We start from the raw sequence: 19,006 nt of genomic DNA on the forward strand, positions 1-19,006 counted from the left end.
GTGTCAGCCTGCTGGAGCCGCTTTCCGCGCTGGCCGACTGGGCGGTCGCTCACCACGCCGAGATCGTCGCGGTTCGTCAGCGACCCGCCTGAGACACCCCGCGCTCATCCGGCCGCCGATCTGGAATGCTGCGTCCATGCCGTCCTTCCCGCCCACCTTCTCCGCCGAAGTCGTCGCGCAGCCGGTCCAGGCCCAGTTCGAGGCGTTTCTCGACGAACACCGCGACGCGCTCGACCGCTGCCTGGACGGACTGACCGAGGAACAGGCGCGTCGATCGTTGGTGGCCTCCCGGACCACGCTGCTGGGTCTGGTGAAGCACGCCACCTTCGTCGAGAAGGTCTGGTTCGACGAAGCCGTCACGGGTCGGTCTCGCGCCGAGATCGGCATCCCGGAGCGGTCGGAGGACTCGTTCCTCCTCGACGACGGCGACACGATCGCCGGGGTCCGGCAGGCCTACCGCGACGCTCGGGACGCGTCACGCCGGGCGACCTCCACGCGAGGTCTGGACGACATTCTCACCGGGCACCGACGGGGGCCGCTTCCGCTGCGGTGGGTGTATCTCCACGTCCTGCGCGAGCTCGCCCAGCACTGCGGGCACGCGGACATCCTCCGGGAGCAGATCCTCGACGGATAGCGTGCGGGGTCACGCGCCGGGTTCACCGGTGAGCGAGCCGGGGGCACGCATCCGCCACGCGTCGGTGACCAGTTCCGTCAGACGCTCGACGCCGACGCGCGCCAGCCGCAGCATGACCAGGGGCAACCCGTCGTACGCGGGGGTGGTGAAGAAGAGGTCGGGCTCGCCGAGGAGCAGGGCCTGTTTCTCCGCCTCGTCGCCCACATACAGCACAGCGATGTCGGTGCGGATGCGCCGCGGCTTCCCGGGCGTGCGCTCCGGATAGGACCAGACGAACCCCTTGCCGGCGACCCGGAAGTCGAAGCCGTCACTGTCGATCTCGACCACGTCGGGCAGCGACAACGCCACCCGACGCACGTCGTCCGCGTCAACCATGACGGTCACCCCGGGACCCCGCCTTCCGCACCGGCACAGCCTAGCCAGCGCGCCGCCCCTCGGCGGGCGGGTCCGGACCGCGGCGCCTTGCCGCCGGGTGCGATGGTCGTGGAGGACATCAGACCGTCTCGGCTGGGGGGGTGGAGCGACGTGAGTACCGACATCTGGGGTGGGGTGGAGATCCGGCCGCACGGTACGGGTTCGCCGTGGGAGCTGACCGACATCAGCCTGCGGGAGGTCTCCACCAACTACGACGCCTTCGGCCTGCTGTTCGGTGTGCGCAACTTCGCCGGGTTCGAGCCGGTCGCGCCCGGCCGTGGCCTGCCGGACGACGTCAGCGCGAGCCTGCGCGCTCGTCACTTCACCGAACGCCATCACGACCCCACGTGGGTGTCGTGGGCGGAGGTGGCACGCATCGACTGGAGCGCGCGATCCCCCCGGATGGACGACCGGATCCACGTGTACGACCTGACGGCCGAAGGACCGCGCTACCGGAGCAAGGCCACCCGGCACGGGCGAGCCTGGCGCGAGGTAGCCGGCGAGCACGCGGATCACCGGGGCAGCAGTTACCCGGAGGGCACCGAATGGCGCTCGGGAAACGTGATGTGGCGGGTGGAGCGCCTGTCCAACAGCGATGCGCTGCAGCGTGACGCGGCGCTGCGCGCGGTGCTGGAAGGCATGCGCGAGCTGGCCGAACGGCACGGCGAGGACAACGTACGACTCGTCGTCTGGTTCGACAGCTGACGCCTACCCGTACAGGCGCACGCGGTGGTCGACGTCGCGGTCCGGCGCGCCGAAGGATGCCACCGCGCCGTGTCCGACGTGCACCAGCCACTCCTCGTAGTGCCAGCTCGGGGCGCACCCGCAGCCGGTGAACCGGAAGTTGGCCCGGTAGCGGCCGACCTGCCCGGGGGCGAGCGTGAACAGCCGCGCCGACGCCGACGGGCGCGGAAACGCTGCCGTCCCGGGCAACCGGTCCACGACGATGGACGCCCGGTCACGCCCGAGCCAGAGCCCGGCCTCGCGGGCCAGCGCGACGCCTCCGGCGCGTACCCCGTCCCGGTGTTTGTAGCCGGCCGCCTGGTCGGCGAGCACGTCGTGGACGACCACCTCGCCCTCCGGCAACGCCCGCGGCAGCGGCATCGCGCGGACCAGGCCACGGCGGGCGTTCGCCGCAGGCGCGCCGCGAGCGTCGGCGGTCCACCGGACGCGGACCCGCTGGATGAGGATCACCGCCCAGGTGTACCCGCGCTGCCCGGCGCGCGCCAGCGGAAAAGGGAGGACTCTCCCCCGCCGCAGCCGTCCTTCCGGTCATCACCCTGGCCGTTCCCGATGGTCAGATGGTGAATCCGCCGTCGACGTTCACAGTCGCGCCGGTGACGTAACGCCCGTCCGGGCCGGCGAGGAACGCCACCGCGGCGGCCACGTCGGCCGGCTGCGCGTAGTGGCCGAGGGCGGTGAACCCGTTGATCGTGTCCGCGTTCGGGCCGTCGGCCGGGTTCAGCTCGGTGTCCGTGGCGCCGGGGTTCACCAGGTTCACGGTGATCGCTCGACCGCCGAGTTCGCGCCCGAGCGCCTTGGTCAGACCGATCAGGGCGGTCTTGCTCATCGCGTAGAGCGAGAAGCCCGGGAAGACGGCCCGCTCGGCCGTGTTGCTGCCGATGTTGACGATCCGCCCGCCAGCCGACATGTGGCGCACCGCGGCCTGCGAGGCGACGAACGGTGCCCGGACGTTCACCGCGACTGTCTGCTCGAACTCGTCGAGACTCGGCTGCTCCAGTTGTCCGAGCAGGAACGCGCCCGCGTTGTTGACCAGGATGTCCAACCGGCCCAGTTCCCCGGCCGCCCGGTCCACCGCCGCGCCGATGCCACGGCCGCCACCGGTGACGAGAGCTACCTTGCCGTCGAGTGCGTTGTTCACGGGAGGAAGCCTGGTCGACGTCGGGCCGTCTGTCCGGCGGGGATCGGACGCCGCGTTCGCGCTCGGTCAGCGGCGCACCCGGTACCGCAGGTGAAGCACCCGCTCGCCCGGGAGCACGACGTCCGGATCCTCCAGCAGGTGCTGCGCGTCGACCGACCCGAAGAAGCGCTTGCCGGACCCGAACACCACGGGTACGACGTCCATGCGTACCTCGTCGACCAGTCCCGCGGCGAGCGCCTGGCCGCCGACGTCACCGGCGGCGACCTCGACAATGCGGTCCCCCGCAAGTTCCTGCGCCTCGGCCACTGCCGCCTCGACGCCGTCGACGAAGTGGAACGGCGCGCCGGGGTTCCAACCCTCGGGCGGCGGCCGGTGCGTCACGACGACCACGTGGTCGATGCCGCTCGGCGGCGTCCCGTCCCAGCCGTCGGTCAGGTCGAACACGTGCCGCCCGACGACAGTCACCCCGATCTGATCCCAGTACGGCCGGACGTAGTCGTGGGACGTCTGCGACACCCGCAACGCGCCGCTGTCGTCCAGCGGGACGTCCCCGCTGGTCAGCCAGTCGAACAGCGGTCCGGGCTGGTCGTTGTCGTCCGCGACGAAGCCGTCGACCGACACCGAGCTGTACAGGACCACAGTGCCCACGCCGGTTCTCCTCTGCCTCGGGTGGTCCCCAAGTTAGCGGGTCGCGGGCCGCCGTTCTTGTAGGAAATCAATCGGCCGGCAGCGACCAGCCGTCGATCACGTGGCCGGGGTGTTCGCGCAGGAACCGCCGCCGGACCTCGACGTACCGGGTCGGGGTGAGGCCGGTGAACGCCCGGAACTCGTGGCCGAAGTGGGCCTGGTCGAAGTAGCCCGCGTCGCTTGCCAGCTCGCCCCAGTCGACCGGCCGGGCGGGGTCGATCGCGAACACGGCGGCGGCGAAGCGGTAGGTGCGGGCCAGCCGCTTCGGCGTGACGCCGACGAGTTCCTTGAACCGCTGCGTCAGATGGGTGCTGCTGACACCGGCCGCCGTCCTCAGGTTGCCGATCGGCACCGCGCCGCTGGTCGCCGCGATGACGCCGCTCGTGTGCCGGACCAGCCCCAGGCCGGTGGTCTCGGACAGCCGTCGCCTCAGCTCCTCCTCCAGCAGCGCCAGCATCTTGTGCGGCCCGTCGGCCGTGGCCAGCCGGTCGCGCAGGTCGGCGACGGCGGGCCGGCCCCAGACCTGCTCCAGCGTCACGGGCCGGTCGCACAGCTCGGCCGCCGGCATCGGCAGGAACGGCGCCAGGCCCCACGGCTTGACGTGTACGCCGACGGACCGGGTCGGGCGCGGGTAGCCGAACTCGAACGCGCGGGTGGGCGTGGTGATCACGCAGCCGTCGGCGTACCCGGTGGTCTCGATGTCGGTGCCGCCGCGGACGCGGAACGGCGCGCCGAGGTTGACGATGAGCAGCGCCGCCGGCATCGGCGGCAGCGTCAGCCGGGGGTACGGGGGCGTGCCCGCCAGGTAGTAGAGGTCATCGATCAGCTCGTCCAGCGGCGGTCGCGGCACTCTGGACACGTACTCCACGCCCACAGCATCGCGGACGCCCCGCCGTCACCGCCGACGCCCCGCCGGGATCGATTCACGAAAGGCCGCGCCGCCCTTGCTGTGCGGCGGCGGGATGAGTCGTTCGCCGAGGGCGAGCGCGAGGGCGACAGCGCCGAGCAGGGCGCCGATCAACATCGTGCCGGCGGCACCGTGGCTTTCCAGTACGAGGGCCCCGAAAAAGGCGCCGCCGGTGATGCCGACGTTGACGGCGGCGGACAGCGTCGCGGCGGCGAGATCGGAGCGGCCGGGCGCCACCTGAAGGACGAGGCCGCCGAGCGCCGCGGTGAACGCGGCGAACCCCAGGCCGGCGAGTGCGATCAGGACGACGGCAACCGCCGGGTGGTGGCCGAACGCGTACAGGCCGAGCAGCGCCACACACTGCAGTGCAACCGTCGCGACCAGGGCGGACCACGGGCTGCGGTCGACCATCGGTCCGGCAGCGAGGATGCCGAAGACGCTGGCGACGCCGCGCGCCAGCAGGATGGTCGCCATCGACGCGGCGGGCAGTCCGGTGACCTCGGTGACGAACAGGGCGATGTAGGTGTAGCCGGCGATGGCGCCGGCGGTCGACAGGACGGCCACGACGACCAGGAGCCAGAACCGGCGGGAGTCGGGGGTTCTGCCCCGGCCGGCGTGTCCCTGTGCCGGCCCCGTCGACGGCAGCAACCAGGCCACCACGGCGAAGACGAGCACACCGAGCCCGGCCACCGCCAGGAACGATGCCCGCCAGCCGGCACGTTCACCCAGCCAGGTGCCCGCGGGCACGGCCAGGACGAGGGCGACGTTGCCGCCGGCGAACACGATCGCGACCACCCGTCCGTGCAGTCCGGGCCGGAACAGCTCAGCCGCGGTCGGCACGACGACCGCCCAGAACAACGCATGAGTGGCCGCGGTGGCGACCCTGGCTGCCATCAGCATGGTGAACGTACTCGCGAACACCGTGATCGCGTTGCTGACGACGAAGCCGGCCAGGAGCGCCGACAGCAGCCGTCGGCGAGGAACTCTGCGCACCAGCGCCGTCAACGGGACCGAGGCGACCATCACCACCGCGCCGTACACGGTGACGAGCATGCCCACTTGGGACGGCGGAACGGCCAGGTCCACGGCCATCGGCAACAGCAGCCCGATCGGCAGCGCCTCGGCTGCGGTGTAGAGGAACGTTCCGCCGGCGAGGCCGATCAGCGCGCCCACTGCCCGCCGGTGTGCGTGCGCCTGGCCCATTGTTACCCCCTAAACCGGCTATGACGGAAACACTCTAGGAAGGCTCCTCGTCACGGGGCAACTGGTAAAGTCGGTTTTGATGGAAACAGCAAGGGTTACGCGGATGCGCCTGGTCGGCGGCGACCTCGCGCTGGACTTCCTCAACACCCGCGCCGGCCCACCCGTCGGGCCTCCGGACGACGACGTGCTCACCGGCTACGCCGAGCTGATCGCCTGGAGCGTGTACGCGGGCACCCTCACCGAAACGCAGGCGGCGGCGTTGCGCCGGCTGTCCCGCGGCAGTCCGGACAGCGCCCACACCGTCTTCGCGCAGGCACTTCGCACACGTGACTACCTGGACGAGGTGTTCCGGCCACTGGCCGCCGGCGAGGACCCGGGCGCAGCGGCGCTGACCCGGCTGCGCGACGACGAAGCCGACGCGCTCGCCCACGCACAGCTCATGCGCGGGAAGACATTCGCATGGTCCTGGCGGGACGACCACACGCTTGCCCGGCCCTTACGGCCGGTGGTCCATGCTGCGGTCCAGCTTCTCACCACGGGTGCGCTCGATCGGATCAAGCGATGCGCGGGCTGCCGCTTCCTGTTCATCGACGAGAGCAAGAACCGCAGCCGTCGTTGGTGCAGCATGGACGACTGCGGGACCGCGGAGAAGATCCGCCGCTACGTCGAGGTACGACGCATCCGCACCAGACGGTGAGCACATGGCGCGAGACGGCCGGCCGCAGCGCCTTCGAGGAGCAGATGTGGGCACGCGCCGGCAGGTGGGCGGAGATCACAACGGGACGGTCGTGGCGCGCCGTGGGGCTGCGTCCCTACCGTCCGGGTCTGCTCGCGTTCTGCTGACCGCTAAGACGTCTGCGCGAGGTCTCACCCACCGGCCATGCTGGCTCCGTGGATTCGCCGAGGCGCCCTACCTCCCAGGCCCTGCTCACGAACCTCTACGCGGCCTTCAACAGGCGTGACATCCCCACGCTGCTGGCCGCCATGACGCCGGACGTCTCGTGGCCCAACGGCTGGGAGGGAGGCGTCCTCAGCGGCCGGGACCAGGTGAGTGCCTACTGGCGGCGGCAGTGGGACCAGCTCGAACCCGTCGTCACGCCGACCGCGTTCCACACGGAGGCCGACGGCCGGATCGCCGTCACCGTTCATCAGGTGGTGCACGACAAAGCCGGAACGAAGCTCGCCGACCACACCGTCACGCACGTCTACCGCCTCGACGACGGCCTGGTCGCGGCGATGGAGATCCGCGAGTGACGCGACGTGCGGCGATGAGTTTCGATACGGCGCCCGGTCTGCATTCCCGTGCACCCAACCGCTGCCACCGGAGGTAGGCGTGAAGCTTCTTCTCACATCCGCAGGCGTCCAGAACCCGAGCATTCACGATGCGCTGGTCGGCCTGCTGGGCAAGCCGGTCGCCGAGTCCAACGCGCTCTGCATCCCCACGGCCGCCTACCCGATGGGCGGCCCGGCCTCGGCCTGGCGTTTCATCACCGGTCAGACGCCGCTACCGATGACCGGCCTGGGTTGGAAGTCGCTGGGCGTCCTGGAGCTGACCGCGCTACCGAGCATCGGCCAGGAGCGGTGGGTTCCCTGGGTCCGCGAGGCGGACGTCATACTGGTGCACGGCGGTGACGCGACGTACCTGTGCCACTGGATGCGGCAGTCCGGGCTGGCGGGCCTGCTGCCGTCGCTGCCTGACACCGTCTGGGTGGGGTTGAGCGCGGGGAGCATGGTGCTGACCCCGCGTGTCGGGACGGACTTCGTCGAGTGGCAGTCCGCGCCTGACGACCGCACGCTGGGGCTCGTCGACTTCTCGATCTTCCCGCACCTGGGCCTCGAACCGGACAACACCATGGCGAACGCCGAGAAGTGGGCGGCCGAGGTCGCCGGTCCGGCGTACGCGATCGACGACCAGACGGCGATCACTGTGGTCGACGGCACGGTCGAGGTCGTCTCCGAGGGGCAGTGGAGGCGGTTCCCCGCCGAGCGGTAGCTACCCGAGCAGCGCCGCCGCCGCAGCCAGCGTGGCCAGCGACAGCGTCGTGGTCACCACCACCGCCCGGTTGGCGACCGCCTCGCCGACGCCGTACTCCTGGGCGAAGATGAACGTGTTCTGCGCCGTCGGCAGGCCCGCGCACACCACCACGGCGAGCAACTGCGGCGCGGACAGGTGCAGGGCCAGGCCGGCCGCGTACGCGATGACAGGTTGTGCGACCAGCTTGAGCGCGCTGATCGCGGCCAGCTCTCCGGGCCCGGTCGGTTCCGCCCGCGACGGCGCCGTGGGGTGCAGCGACGCGCCGAGCGCGACCAGGGCGGCGGGCGCCGCGGCGCCCGCAAGCAGCGTCAGCGGCGCGACGGCCACCGACGGCAGACGCACACCGGCGGCCGAGCACGCGACACCGAGCAGCGACGCCAGGATCACCGGATTGCGTACGGGCAGCGAGGCGACCCGGCGCACCCGGACCCGCCCGGCCGGGTCGCTGCGCCGGTCCAGCGCGACCACGATCACGGGTGCCACCACCAGCACCTGCAGCAGCACCACCACCGCCAGGAACGACACGTCGCCGAGAACCTGCGTCGCGATCGGGATGCCGAGGTTCGCCGAGTTCACGTACCCGGCGGCCATGCCCCAGATCGGCCGCTCGCCGGGCTCGCGACCGAACAGCCGGCTCGCGCCGGCCCACCCGAACCCGACCACGGCGACGGTGCTCACCCCGAAGGCGAGCAGCGAGCGGCCCGCGAACCCGGACAGCGGCATCCGGGCCAGTGCCAGGAACAGGGCGGCCGGCATCGCGAGCTGGAACACGAACCGGCCGAGCACCGACGCCGCGGCCTCGCCCAGCAGGCCCCAGCGACAGGACGCGTAACCGACAGCGGTGAGAATCCAGATCGGTACGAACGCCGACACCAGGCTCATGCGGGCGTCACCGGAGGGCGGGCGTTCGGTAAGCCACGCGGTCAGCCTCGCATCCCGTCCGGAACGAGCAAACGGGGTGCGGCACCGTAGAGGGCGACGAGGACGCGGTCCCGCAGGATCTCGTACTGCCTGCGGCACCGGACGGGTGGGCCCGGCGGGCGTTGCTGAACCTGACCGCCGACAACGACTTCCGACGGCTGGAACTGGTCGGCTGTCAGGTCCACCTCGCGGCCGTCGGCCAGCCGGTTCCAGTAGTGGTGGCCGACCTTGGTGTCTCCGGCGTGGACCTCGCCGAGGATCAGCTCTCCGCCGAGCAGGTCCTGAATGATCAGCGCGGTCACCCCGCACTGCCCACGGGCTGGGTTGCCGGCGTGCCAATCCTCCAGGTCGTGCGGATCGCAGGTGTCCGCTCCCCAGCCGGCACGCAGCACCGGCCGCAGCGTCTCCAGGTCGATCGCGAGCGGGACTGATCTTTGGTCGTGCTCCTCATACGTCACTCGGGAAGGGTCGGCCCTCGACCGGGTCGAGAGTCAAGAGATCCGACCCGTTCGACCCGGAAGGCGGCCTGATCACTTCGGACAGGTCGATGGCATCCGCGATGCCCTGGACGACCTTCAGCTCGCCTCGAAACAGCCGCTCACGCACGGATGCTGGCTGCTCGGTGAGCATGTCCGGCACACGTCCGTCGTTCGGTACGAACACCATCGTCCCGGAGTACTCACGGCAGCTCGATCACCACGCCGAGCCGACACAGCGCTCGTAAAGACGTCAGACGGTGCGTAGCAGCGGTACCTGTAGGAGTAGATCCACCGGCACATGCATCGGCGTTCCCAGCACGAGCCCCCCTTCCCCGGGCTGCCAAGCGGGCCGCCATACGGATCTGCCGCGAGTTGCGTGCCGTGGCCGGCCACTGCCGGACCCCCGGCATCACCGGCGTGCCTGGCATGCGAGCGCGATGGGCGGGGCACTCCTCGGCCAAGGCGCGGACCTGGTCGGCTTCCAACTCGAACGCTTCACGGCTGCCGGTGAGCACCAACGTGTCGGCGGCGATGTCCCACCGCAGATGATCGCGGAACTCTCGATACCGGACTCGCCGGTGATCGGCGGTCAACCGCGCCGGCCACGCCTGAGCGGGTAGCACCACGGTGTGTGGCCGGCCGGTCCCCAACCGGGAACGGACCTGCTTCCACCGCGACGGCGGGAACGCGAGGCGGTGATGCAGCAACACCAGGTCGAGCGGGCGCCCCAACTGTGATGGTGGGGACGTGTCGCGCGACGAAGGGGAAGATAGACCATCGTGTGCGGCGACCGGGCAGCCAGTCCCCACGCCAGAGCGAACAGCGTCGCTGTTTCCTTGTCGAGGCAGAACTGGGCTCCAAGAGGGCCCTCGTACAGACCGGCGAACCCCGGCGGTCGTGCCGGCCGCATGACCCGGTACCGATGGCGCCCGAGGTGAACGGTGCTGACCATCACCGGCCATTCGTGTCCGCCCAACCGTCGACCCACTCCAGCAACATGCTTCGACCCTCGTCGTATCGCTGTCCGGTGAGCATTGTCCCCAGGCCCGACACGACACGGCGACAGAGTTACCTGACGGCCGGGAGCCCGGCTCAAGACCGAGGCGCTACTCATGCCGCCGACGTGCCGCACCAACCGTCCGAATACTTTCGCGCCCGAGCCGCCGGACGTAGACGGGAGCTGTTTCGAGGGTCAGCGCCAGTAGGGTCAGCGGGTGAGCAGATCATCCGGACGTGCCGGGAACTTTCGCACGCTGTACCACGGGCAGGCCAAGGCCGACACCTCACGAGGTTACGGCCTGTTCCTGATTCGTCGATCGGGATCGTGGGCGCAGCACTGGGCATCGATCAATGCCGGACGGCAGCCCGTCCCGCCACCGCCGCCGGTAGACCTCGCGAAGGAGACGGTCGTCATTCTCTCGGTCGGGGACCGTCCTGTGCTCGGCTATGACGTCACGATCGAGGACGTGACAGTGCGAGAGACGACTCTGGTGGTGACCGGCGTCGAGAGGCGTCCCGTGGGCGACGTGACGCTGGACATGGCGTGTTCACCGGTGCACATCGTGGCGGCACGATTCGGACCCGAGGCCTTCGAGGACATGCTGCTGAACCTCCGTATCGTGCCTGCGGAATGACGTGAGCCGGTGATGTGGGGGGCTGTACCGCGCCGCCTGCCGCTTCCCCACCTGTCTCACCCGTCCGGGTCTGTCGACGAGCGGATGGGACCACGGTGGGCGGCACCGGGCTGACCTCGCCGGGATGACGGCGTCACTTCCAGGTGATCGTGGCCTTTGCCCGCCAGAGATCCAAGACGGCCGCGTCCCCGCGTAGTTCGAGGCGCTCGGTCCCACTCCGGTTCCACAGCAGGAGGTAGAGCTCGGACGCAGGTCCCACGACGGTCAACTGGGCCGGCATCTCACCGGCTACCAGGCGGCGCCCGGCCGGCTCGATGGAGAGCGTCCATCCCGCGTCGATATCAGTCGGCACAAGAGCCATGCTGACGGGTGGATCGGCCACCAGAAGCCCACCGGGCCGCCCGAAGAAGCCATTGAGCAGTTCGTCGATGCCGTCAGCGGCGAAGGAGGGGGCCCAGGAGGGAACCGTTGAGACAGCCGACTCGGCATCGGCACGGTGTACCGCGGTTTCGTGAGCCTGGCGACGTGCCCAGAACGCCAACGGCGAGGGCGCGGGCAGAAACGTCCAGCATTCAACGCTCTCGTCAGCCGCTGCCAGCGTGTCCACGAGTGCGCGGTGGCCCTCCCGAAACCAGTCCAGCAGCTCGTCGTCCTCGACTGCGGCGAAGAACTCCGCCTCCTCGCGACTGGAGTAAGGCTGATGGCGCCCCGTGATGACGTGGCCCGTGGCCCAGCGATGGACGCCGCTGACATGGCGCAGCAGATCACGGACCTGCCATCCAGGGCAGGTGGGCACGGGTGCGTCCAGGCCCGCCCGGTCCGCCGCCTCTGCCAGTCGGGCGCCTTCCTCATCCAGCGCGGCAATGTGCTCGGCGATACGCATGACGGGAGCGTCCCACGCACCACCGACCCTCTACCAGGCGGAAAGGGCCGGCGCACCCTCGTACTCCGCAAGCAGCTCCCGCCGCCGCGTCGCGCAAGGCCACGGCGCGACGTCTAGGCCCTGTCTCCCGGATCTTGGAGGGTGGGGTCGAAGGTGAGGTTGAGTAGTTCCAGGCCGGTGACGGGCTTGAAGCCGATCTCGGTGTAGAGCACCAGGGCGGGGATGTTGTCGGTCTCGGTTTGGAGCGACACGCGATGCGCGCCGGCGGCACGGGCGTTGCGGATGACGTGCTGGAGCAGGGCCTTCGCGATGCCGCTACGGCGATGGTGCGGGGCCACGTAGAGGTCGCGGATCGACCACGAGGTGCCCAGCCTGAGCGATGCCGGCGTGACCGTGACCGTGATGAAGCCGCGGACGTGATCAGCTCGGATGGCGGCAGCGGCGGAGATCCGGTCTTGTGCGATCTGGTCGTGCAGCCAGGAGCGGGTGACCTCCGGGGCCGACGGTTGGCCGTAGTGCACCCGGTAGTCGTCGAACAGAGCAGCTACCTGATCGAACGCCGGATGGGCGGGGCTCATCGGCACGACCGTCGTCATGCCGTCAGTGTGGCCGATGGTCCAGCCTTCGAGAGGGCCACCACTATCGGCCGACCCAGGTGGCGACGCACGCTTCATTGCCCTCGATGTCCGCCAAGACCCACCACTTCGGTGCGTGCGCATCGGAGACCAGCCGGCCACCCGCAGCCAACGCGGCGGCGATTCGGGCCTCGGCCTGATCATGTGGGACGGCGACATCGAGGTGCATGCGGTTGCGTTGTGGGCGCCCGGCGTCCATCGGCTGCAGCCCGAAGCCCGGACCCCGACGCGCCGGGTCGGCCAGATAGTCGTCGTCGATCTGGCGGTAACCCAGCAGCGCCCGCCAGAACGGCAACACGTCCGCGCCGGCCAGCGCGTCGAGAGTGACGTTGACGAGCTGCACGGCGGTCGGGTCGGCGGGGATGTCCAGATCCCTGGCGGCAGCCGAGATCCGCCGGGCCAGCGCGACGTCGCGCGACAACAGGGACACCGTGACGCCGACATGACGCAGATCGACGTTGACGTACTGCTGCTCCGCGCCACCGGCGAGCCGGCCGATCTCATCGACGAACGCTATGCCCTTGGTTAGCGAGCCGGTGCGGAAATACGCCGAGACCACGTGGTAGAGGCAGCGCCAGTCCTCGACACCGTCGGCCGCGTGGAACTCCCCGGCCGTGATCTGCACCGTCATGCCGGCGAACCTAGCATCGGCTGCGTGACGCAGCGCACCGTCGCGCTCGCACGCACAGGCCGGCAGCGCACTCCTGTGCCGCAGATCGGGCGGGCGCTCGGTCCCTCGGCACCGCCGGCTGAGCAGGTCGTGAAAGTCGCCTGCTGATCACCCTGCCGGTGTCCAGGTGCGGAGCGCATCCCCACCCGATCTCGACCGGTCGAGCGCCTAGGATGGTCCCGGTGACCTTCCCCGAACGGCGACCCGCCGACGTCCCGACCGACGAAGAGCGGGTCGACGAGGCCCTGCGGTTGCTGACCGGCCCGCCGGTCGCGCTCGACGTCGCCGTCAAGCGGCTCGCCCGTGGCGGCGGCGTCTACGCCTGGTGGGCCCCGCCCTCGGTCCTCCCCGACATTCCCGGGCCGCCGAACGACACCGACCCGTCGCGGCGGATGCTCTATCTGGGCCGGGCCACCAGCCTGCGGGGCCGGATCCTGCGCAACCATCTGCGACGGTCGGGCAGCTCGACGCTGCGCCGCACGCTGGCCGGTCTTCTCGTGTCCGAGGGCTTCCGGACCACTTGGACCGACCGCGTCGTCCTCATCCCCGAGGACGAGAAACGGCTGACCGCGTGGATGCACGAGCACCTGCGCCTGACCTGGGCGGAGGATGCCGAGCCAACGGTCATCGAGGCCGAACTCGTCCGGCGTCTGCACCCGCCGCTCAACGTCCACGGCGTCGACCCCGAGCACATCCAGGCCGCAGTGGTCGCCGCCAAGAACTCGTACAACGCCAGCAGCGGCCCGGAGCAGCCCTAGCTTCACGCCGTCAGCGAGGCTTCCAGATCACGACGGGTGAGGGCGGCGCGGAGGTGCAGCCCCTCGGCCGCCAGGTTCTCCCGGCCACCCTGCTCGCGGTCGATGGCGCAGACCACCGTCTCGACCTGGGCACCGACGGACCGTAGTTGTCCGCACGAGGTCAGGAGCGCGCCTCCGGTGGTCACGACGTCCTCGACCACCACGACCCGCAGACCGCTCACGCGACCGCCCTCGGCCAGTTTCGCGGTCCCGTACTCCTTGGCCTGCTTGCGCACGAAAACCGTGGGCAGCCCGGTCAGCTGCGACATCACCGTGGCGATCGGGATGCCGCCCATCTCCATCCCCGCCAACACGTCGCACTCCGGAAGCAGAGCCACCATCGCCTCGGCGACCTCGCGCAGCAGCTCCGGCTTCCCCTCGAACAGGTACTTGTCGAAGTACTCGTCGCTGACCTGCCCGGATCGGAGATGGAACCGGCCGGTGAGGTGGCAGGTGTCGTAGACGCGGCGCGCGAGCGGGTGAGTCACCGGCCCAGTCTCGCACCCGTCAACCGATCCGGCGGATGCGTACCCTCGGACGCTCGTTGCGCAGGTGCCCCAGCTTGTGCTGGCGGACCTGCTCCTCCCACACCTCCTGGTCGTACTCCGGATCCGGCGCCGTCCACCGGTGCGACCCGTCGCTGTAGTGGAACTTCTCGTCGCCGGCCCGCAACACGCTCACCGCAGCCACCCCAGGAACCGCCGGTGCAACGCCCCCGCCGGTGCCCAGCTCAGATCCGCCGTCGCCCGCACCAGCTGCGCCCCCAGGTACACCGCCAGCGACACCGGCGCACCCTCGTACTCCGCAAGCAGCTCCCGCCGCCGCGTCGCGCACGGCCACGGCGCACCGCACCCGCCGCACGTCCAGACCGGCAGCACCGGCCCGTGGGTGCTCACCCGCGCACCCCCAGGAAGCGGGCGACGCTCGCGCGCGCCTGCCGGCTGGTCGCCCACGCGACCTGCCAGCAGGGGTACGGAGTCAGCCGCGCCCACCACAGCCGGCAACCCACGCACATCCCGTCCAGACCCCGTACATGCACCGCCAGGATCGCCGCTTCACCCTCGGCGGTCATGCCGACTCCTTCGGGCCGTTGCTCGCGATCGGCTCGCCGTGACGGTGCGCGTCTCGCAACCGAGCCGCCTGATCAAGCAGCCGTCGTTGCGCCTCCGCCTGCTCACGTTCCTGGATGGCCTGCCCGGCTCCCCGGTCCCGCGACTCCGTCCGACGCCGCAACCGTTTGAGCAGTTCAGTGATGCTCGCCGCCATCGCGTCTCCATCGTCAGCCTGCCAATGACGTATCGGGGCTCCCCGTTACCGCAAGGCGTGGTTGCTGACCGGAGCCGAACGGTAACGGGTCGCCAGCCATAAAACCTAGTGCACTAGGTTTGGCGTCGGCAAGGGAGGCGCGCGAACTTGGCACACCAGGTTGTCTGTGGTCGACTGGGCGGGCTGACCGGAGGTACCGCTGACATGCCGAACACGCCTGCCTACCTGACGATCGCCGCCGACCTACGTTCCGCGATCCTGTCCGGAGAACTCCCCGCTGGAGCGAAGTTGCCGTCCGAGTCCGGCCTGATGCGCCAGTACGACGTGAGCCGGACCGTCGCCAAGTGGGCCATCGCCGTCCTGAAAGGCGAGGGCATTGTGGAGGGTCGCGCAGGATCCGGCGTGTACGTCAGAGACACCACCCGGCTGGTTCGTCATGCTCGGGGCCGCGACGTTCGCTCCGGCGACGGGCCGACTTCCCCGTTCGCCCGCGACGCAGCTGGCGTCGGGCAGCAGGGGACGTGGGAGCACGACAGCCGACACGAGCAGGCCGATGAACGGATTGCCGCCCGGCTCGGCATCGAGCCGGGCGCGCCCGTGATGCGGACGTCGTACCGCTTCCTCGCCGACGGCGAACCGATACAACTCTCCGTGTCGTACGAGCCACTTGCCCTCACCGAGGGCACTCCGATCGAGTGGCCGGAGGTCGGAGAGATCAAGGGCGTCGTTGCACGCATGGACACCATCGGCGTACGGATCGACGAGGTTGTGGAGCGTGTCAGCCTTCGCTCGGCGACCGCCGGCGAGGTCGAGGCGCTCAACCTGCCGGCCCGCACGTTCGTGCACACCATCGAGCGGACCTACACCGCGGGCGGCACGCCGGCTGAGACGGCTGACATCGTGCTACCCGGCGGCCGATACGACCTCGTCTACCGTCTGCCCATCGACTGACGAGTTTGGTAAGGGGATGCGATGTAGCCTGATACGGGTAGCGTTATGTCGCTGATGACCGCCACCGCCGACGGCCTGGGGAGTTGCACCTACTCTCTATGATTCTCGTTCGTGGATCCGATGTCAGTGGCTGTCGCACCGTTGGCGAAGGCGATCTTGTCGCAGGTAGGCAAAGAGATCGGGAGTGCTGCAGCCAAGAGCACCCGCACATGGATATTGGGCGACCCGGAACAGAAGGCGCTGGAGCGTGCGCTGAAGCGGGCACTTGTCGAACTCGGAAAGGCCTACAGCCACCCGCTGGCGGACTTCGATATCAACGCCGGGTTCTGGGAGCACGAAGGTGCAGCCGAGTTGTCGAAGGTGCTGGTGCCAGGTTCGACGCCGTCGGCAGTTCGATTGGCGGAACGCGGGGTCGACTCGCTTGGCCGGTCCCGTTCAGCCGATGAGCGGTTTGATCGGGTTCTCATGCTGCGGCCAGCGTTCGCGGCGCTCCTAGAGCAGTTGGCACGCGAGGTTCGTGCCGAGCCTGCGTTGCGCGCTCTACTGGAACGTTCGGATGCGGCCCAGACGGCCGAGTCCACTGCTGCGATCGCGGAGGCGATGGGCGCTGGGGCATTATCTGAGGATAGTCGCCTTCGCTACCTAGCCTGGCTGCTTGATCAACACCGGTACGTGCGCACTGCTGGTGTGGTTCGCAACACCACCGTCCAGTTACCACTGGAAGAGGTGTTCGTAGGACTGCGGGCACAGCGAGATCGACATCCTGGTGACCGGGCACGTTCGTGGTTCGAACACGAGCGGCAGAAGGCGATCGCCCTGCTGGAGGCTGGGCAGCTTGACCAGACCGGATATGAGGCGGCCCTGGATCGGCTGCAGACCCAGTACGGCCGGAAGTTCGCCACTCACATTGACAGCCCGTCGGACCGGCCCGTACTGGTGTTGGACGCGGTGAGGGACGAACCACAGGTTCTGGTGCTGGGTGATCCGGGCACCGGCAAGACGACCCTGCTGCGGTACCTCGCGCATGGCATAGCGCGAGGGCTCCTCAAGGGCGAGCCGGTGCGGGGACGGCCAGCTCGGTTCCCGATCTACGTGCGGATTGGGGATTACGCCCGTCAGGGGCATCCAGACATCGGAATCGGGGATTTCCTTCCCGGTTACCTCAACCGGGCAGAATGTCGAATTCCCGGGCTCACCCGGATGTTGGAGCAGCAACTAAATGCCGGCCAGTGTCTGGTGCTACTAGACGGGCTGGACGAAATCGGCTCGGCAGATATCCGACAGGCCGTGGTGACCGCAGTGATGAACTTCGTGGCCGCGCACAGCCGGTCGGGGAACCGGTTCGTAGTCACAAGCCGGATCGCGGGCTACCAAGCCGCTCCGTTACCAGAGCCGTTCACGGCGCTCCGGTTGAACGATATGGACGATGGCACCATCAGCCGGTTCCTTCAGGTCTACTGCCGGCAGGTGGAACGGGCCGAGACACCAGCCAACAGCCCGACCGCGATTATCGAGGCTGCCGCTCGGGAAACCGCCGCCCTCGAACAGGCGCTGCGGTCGAACGCCGGGGTACGCCGGTTGGCGGCCAACCCACTGCTGCTGACGGCACTCGTACTCGTCCACCGCGCAAGTGGCCGGCTGCCACACCGAAGGGTGGAGGCGTACGTGGAGGTGTGCACCGCGCTCGGCCGCACGTGGCGAAGCGTTCAAGGAGTCGCCGATGCGGACCTGCCTGACGAGCGGATCCTCACTCGTTGGCTGACCGAACTCGGCGCTTGGATGCACCAATACCGGCCCGAGGGTGCAGCGACCCGAGCAGAGTTGCTGCAGGTACTCGGCCCCATGTGGGCGGCACATCACGGCACTCCGTGGAATCCGGACATTCTGACAACGGCAGACCCCCTGGGTACTGAGGCCGGCAGGGGCGTACTGGAGTTCGTTGAAAAGGCCGATACCCACACCGGCCTGCTGGTCGAACGTGCACCCGGCCGGTATGGCTTCGCGCACCTGACGTTCGAGGAGTACTACGCCGGACGGGCACTGGCGTTCCGAGGCACGGCGGCGCAACGGATTACCGCGCTGCGTGGCTGCCTGCACGACCCCCGCTACACAGAGCCAATCCTGCTGGCAATCGGCCTTATCGGAACCGACTACGCCGACCAAATCGATGACGTCGTCGCCGATGCCATCTATCCGGGGATCGAGCCCAGCCTGTACGAGGAACTGCTCGGACGAGACTTCCTATTCATGCTCCGCGTCTTGGCTGATGACACTCCTATAGTGACTGTCACCATCGATAAGGTCGTCAGCAGGGCGGTCAAAGAGTGGCTTCGCCCCGAAAAGAGCCGGTGCCGGTTCACCGGCTACCGGCAAGCTTTGGAACAGCACCTCACTGCGCTAAACGGCACCAAGGCTGCCGAGCGCTACATCCTGGCCATCGATAAGCGAGTCGAGCTACTTGCCGATGACACGATGAAATCGTGGACTGAATTGGCAGCCATTGCCGCCCGCCTCGGCGCGCTACCCCCCGCGACCACGACTGCCCTGGTCCAGATCGCCACCAGCGATACCGACCCGAGCGCACGGGCGCAAGCGGCATCGGCGCTGCCCCAAGGCGCGGCGCTGACCGAACCAGCAGTCACTGGCCTGGTCCGGATCGCCACCAGCGACACCGATCCGATCGTGCGGGCGCAAGCGGTATCGGCGCTGACCTGCGCCGGGACACTGACCGAACCAGCAGTCACTGGCCTGGTCCGGATCGCCACCAGCGACACCGATCCGATCATGCGGGCGCAAGCGGCATCGGCGCTGACGCAAGGTGGAGCACCGACCGAACCAGCAGTCACCGCCTTGGTCCGGATCGCCACCAGCGACACCGAGCCGACCGTGCGCGCGGAAGCAGGGGCGGCGCTGGCCCGCGCCAAGGCACTGACCGAACCCGTAGCCACCACGCTGGTCCAGATCGCCACCAGCGACACCGACCCGAGCGTACGGGCGCGAGCGCTATC

27 protein-coding genes are annotated in these 19,006 nt (G+C 69.5%); 10 read left to right on the top strand and 17 right to left on the bottom strand.

What is annotated here, in order from left to right; translation table 11 throughout:
• Positions 1-136: 136 nt before the first annotated feature.
• A complete protein-coding gene (locus KBX39_RS03875) occupies positions 137-634 on the top strand; it encodes a DinB family protein (RefSeq protein WP_210869212.1) in 498 nt (165 codons plus the stop codon).
• 9 nt (positions 635-643) lie between these two features.
• Here KBX39_RS03875 and KBX39_RS03880 read toward each other — a convergent pair whose 3' ends face one another.
• Positions 644-1,009, bottom strand: a complete 366-nt coding sequence (locus KBX39_RS03880; RefSeq protein ID WP_176722920.1) for an MmcQ/YjbR family DNA-binding protein — start codon at positions 1,007-1,009, stop codon at positions 644-646.
• Between the two features lie 150 nt (positions 1,010-1,159).
• Between KBX39_RS03880 and KBX39_RS03885 the strand changes: the two genes are divergently transcribed.
• Positions 1,160-1,753: a hypothetical protein gene (locus KBX39_RS03885; RefSeq protein ID WP_210869215.1), complete on the top strand. Its 594-nt coding sequence runs from the start codon at positions 1,160-1,162 to the stop codon at positions 1,751-1,753.
• A 3-nt stretch (positions 1,754-1,756) separates the two neighbouring features.
• On the opposite strand, the gene KBX39_RS03890 is transcribed toward KBX39_RS03885, so the two are convergent.
• The 5 genes from KBX39_RS03890 to KBX39_RS03910 all read right to left on the bottom strand — a co-directional run bounded on the left by KBX39_RS03890 (position 1,757) and on the right by KBX39_RS03910 (position 5,727).
• On the bottom strand, positions 1,757-2,242 hold the full coding sequence (locus KBX39_RS03890) for a hypothetical protein (RefSeq protein WP_312245965.1): 486 nt from the start codon (positions 2,240-2,242) through the stop codon (positions 1,757-1,759).
• Positions 2,243-2,345: 103 nt separating this feature from the next.
• On the bottom strand, positions 2,346-2,930 hold the full coding sequence (locus tag KBX39_RS03895) for an SDR family oxidoreductase (protein ID WP_210869217.1): 585 nt from the start codon (positions 2,928-2,930) through the stop codon (positions 2,346-2,348).
• A 66-nt stretch (positions 2,931-2,996) separates the two neighbouring features.
• On the bottom strand, positions 2,997-3,578 hold the full coding sequence (locus tag KBX39_RS03900) for a dihydrofolate reductase family protein (protein ID WP_210869219.1): 582 nt from the start codon (positions 3,576-3,578) through the stop codon (positions 2,997-2,999).
• 67 nt (positions 3,579-3,645) lie between these two features.
• On the bottom strand, positions 3,646-4,485 hold the full coding sequence (locus KBX39_RS03905; protein ID WP_312245969.1) for a helix-turn-helix domain-containing protein: 840 nt from the start codon (positions 4,483-4,485) through the stop codon (positions 3,646-3,648).
• 27 nt (positions 4,486-4,512) lie between these two features.
• The gene (locus tag KBX39_RS03910) at positions 4,513-5,727 is read right to left on the bottom strand and encodes an MFS transporter (RefSeq protein WP_083297146.1); all 1,215 of its coding nucleotides are present in this window, start codon (positions 5,725-5,727) and stop codon (positions 4,513-4,515) included.
• Positions 5,728-5,830: 103 nt separating this feature from the next.
• Between KBX39_RS03910 and KBX39_RS03915 the strand changes: the two genes are divergently transcribed.
• From KBX39_RS03915 to KBX39_RS03930, 4 genes are all read left to right on the top strand, one after another.
• Entirely contained in the window at positions 5,831-6,424 is a 594-nt protein-coding gene (locus tag KBX39_RS03915; protein ID WP_167435581.1) for an ABATE domain-containing protein, read from the top strand.
• Entirely contained in the window at positions 6,421-6,570 is a 150-nt protein-coding gene (locus tag KBX39_RS03920) for a hypothetical protein (protein ID WP_210869221.1), read from the top strand. Before KBX39_RS03915 ends, KBX39_RS03920 begins: the two co-directional genes overlap by 4 nt.
• Positions 6,571-6,618: 48 nt before the next feature.
• Positions 6,619-6,981, top strand: a complete 363-nt coding sequence (locus KBX39_RS03925; protein ID WP_187692430.1) for a nuclear transport factor 2 family protein — start codon at positions 6,619-6,621, stop codon at positions 6,979-6,981.
• A 79-nt stretch (positions 6,982-7,060) separates the two neighbouring features.
• Positions 7,061-7,720 carry a Type 1 glutamine amidotransferase-like domain-containing protein gene (locus KBX39_RS03930; protein ID WP_209961557.1) on the top strand — a complete coding sequence of 220 codons (660 nt, stop codon included), beginning with the start codon at positions 7,061-7,063 and terminating at the stop codon, positions 7,718-7,720.
• Here the strand turns inward: KBX39_RS03930 and KBX39_RS03935 are convergent, their stop codons facing one another.
• From KBX39_RS03935 to KBX39_RS03945, 3 genes are read right to left on the bottom strand one after another with little or no spacing between them, the layout of a single operon-like run.
• Positions 7,721-8,644, bottom strand: a complete 924-nt coding sequence (locus KBX39_RS03935; RefSeq protein WP_210869222.1) for an AEC family transporter — start codon at positions 8,642-8,644, stop codon at positions 7,721-7,723.
• Positions 8,645-8,685: 41 nt separating this feature from the next.
• Positions 8,686-9,075, bottom strand: a complete 390-nt coding sequence (locus tag KBX39_RS03940) for a hypothetical protein (RefSeq protein ID WP_312245972.1) — start codon at positions 9,073-9,075, stop codon at positions 8,686-8,688.
• A gap of 55 nt (positions 9,076-9,130) precedes the next feature.
• Positions 9,131-9,349 carry a hypothetical protein gene (locus KBX39_RS03945; RefSeq protein WP_166456485.1) on the bottom strand — a complete coding sequence of 73 codons (219 nt, stop codon included), beginning with the start codon at positions 9,347-9,349 and terminating at the stop codon, positions 9,131-9,133.
• A gap of 1,027 nt (positions 9,350-10,376) precedes the next feature.
• Here KBX39_RS03945 and KBX39_RS03950 point away from each other — a divergent pair.
• On the top strand, positions 10,377-10,796 hold the full coding sequence (locus tag KBX39_RS03950; RefSeq protein ID WP_124778947.1) for a hypothetical protein: 420 nt from the start codon (positions 10,377-10,379) through the stop codon (positions 10,794-10,796).
• 133 nt (positions 10,797-10,929) lie between these two features.
• Here KBX39_RS03950 and KBX39_RS03955 read toward each other — a convergent pair whose 3' ends face one another.
• The 3 genes from KBX39_RS03955 to KBX39_RS03965 all read right to left on the bottom strand — a co-directional run bounded on the left by KBX39_RS03955 (position 10,930) and on the right by KBX39_RS03965 (position 12,945).
• Entirely contained in the window at positions 10,930-11,679 is a 750-nt protein-coding gene (locus KBX39_RS03955) for a maleylpyruvate isomerase family mycothiol-dependent enzyme (protein WP_064446234.1), read from the bottom strand.
• A 113-nt stretch (positions 11,680-11,792) separates the two neighbouring features.
• On the bottom strand, positions 11,793-12,275 hold the full coding sequence (locus KBX39_RS03960; RefSeq protein WP_210869224.1) for an N-acetyltransferase: 483 nt from the start codon (positions 12,273-12,275) through the stop codon (positions 11,793-11,795).
• Positions 12,276-12,318: 43 nt separating this feature from the next.
• Positions 12,319-12,945 (bottom strand): VOC family protein, encoded by a 627-nt coding sequence (locus KBX39_RS03965; protein ID WP_210869226.1) that lies wholly within the window; start codon positions 12,943-12,945, stop codon positions 12,319-12,321.
• Between the two features lie 212 nt (positions 12,946-13,157).
• Here KBX39_RS03965 and KBX39_RS03970 point away from each other — a divergent pair, with 212 nt between their 5' ends.
• Positions 13,158-13,742 carry a GIY-YIG nuclease family protein gene (locus KBX39_RS03970; RefSeq protein WP_210869228.1) on the top strand — a complete coding sequence of 195 codons (585 nt, stop codon included), beginning with the start codon at positions 13,158-13,160 and terminating at the stop codon, positions 13,740-13,742.
• Between the two features lie 2 nt (positions 13,743-13,744).
• Here KBX39_RS03970 and pyrE read toward each other — a convergent pair whose 3' ends face one another.
• From pyrE to KBX39_RS03995, 5 genes are read right to left on the bottom strand one after another with little or no spacing between them, the layout of a single operon-like run.
• Positions 13,745-14,269, bottom strand: a complete 525-nt coding sequence (gene pyrE, locus KBX39_RS03975; protein WP_064446238.1) for an orotate phosphoribosyltransferase — start codon at positions 14,267-14,269, stop codon at positions 13,745-13,747.
• 19 nt (positions 14,270-14,288) lie between these two features.
• A complete protein-coding gene (locus KBX39_RS03980) occupies positions 14,289-14,462 on the bottom strand; it encodes a hypothetical protein (RefSeq protein ID WP_166456489.1) in 174 nt (57 codons plus the stop codon).
• Positions 14,459-14,677 (bottom strand): hypothetical protein, encoded by a 219-nt coding sequence (locus KBX39_RS03985; protein WP_030502568.1) that lies wholly within the window; start codon positions 14,675-14,677, stop codon positions 14,459-14,461. The genes KBX39_RS03980 and KBX39_RS03985 overlap by 4 nt, the downstream gene beginning before the upstream one ends.
• Positions 14,674-14,853 carry a hypothetical protein gene (locus KBX39_RS03990; protein WP_091050637.1) on the bottom strand — a complete coding sequence of 60 codons (180 nt, stop codon included), beginning with the start codon at positions 14,851-14,853 and terminating at the stop codon, positions 14,674-14,676. The genes KBX39_RS03985 and KBX39_RS03990 overlap by 4 nt, the downstream gene beginning before the upstream one ends.
• Positions 14,850-15,047, bottom strand: a complete 198-nt coding sequence (locus KBX39_RS03995) for a hypothetical protein (protein WP_210869230.1) — start codon at positions 15,045-15,047, stop codon at positions 14,850-14,852. Before KBX39_RS03995 ends, KBX39_RS03990 begins: the two co-directional genes overlap by 4 nt.
• Before the next feature lie 204 nt (positions 15,048-15,251).
• Here KBX39_RS03995 and KBX39_RS04000 point away from each other — a divergent pair, with 204 nt between their 5' ends.
• Both KBX39_RS04000 and KBX39_RS04005 read left to right on the top strand, forming a co-directional pair.
• Complete coding sequence (locus tag KBX39_RS04000; protein WP_210869233.1) at positions 15,252-15,998, top strand: GntR family transcriptional regulator; 747 nt, start codon at positions 15,252-15,254, stop codon at positions 15,996-15,998.
• A gap of 120 nt (positions 15,999-16,118) precedes the next feature.
• A partial coding sequence (locus KBX39_RS04005; protein ID WP_210869237.1) for an NACHT domain-containing NTPase occupies positions 16,119-19,006 on the top strand: 2,888 nt, incomplete at its 3' end.

It is taken from the genome of Micromonospora sp. D75 (assembly GCF_018070405.1).
Classification (GTDB): domain Bacteria; phylum Actinomycetota; class Actinomycetes; order Mycobacteriales; family Micromonosporaceae; genus Micromonospora; species Micromonospora chalcea.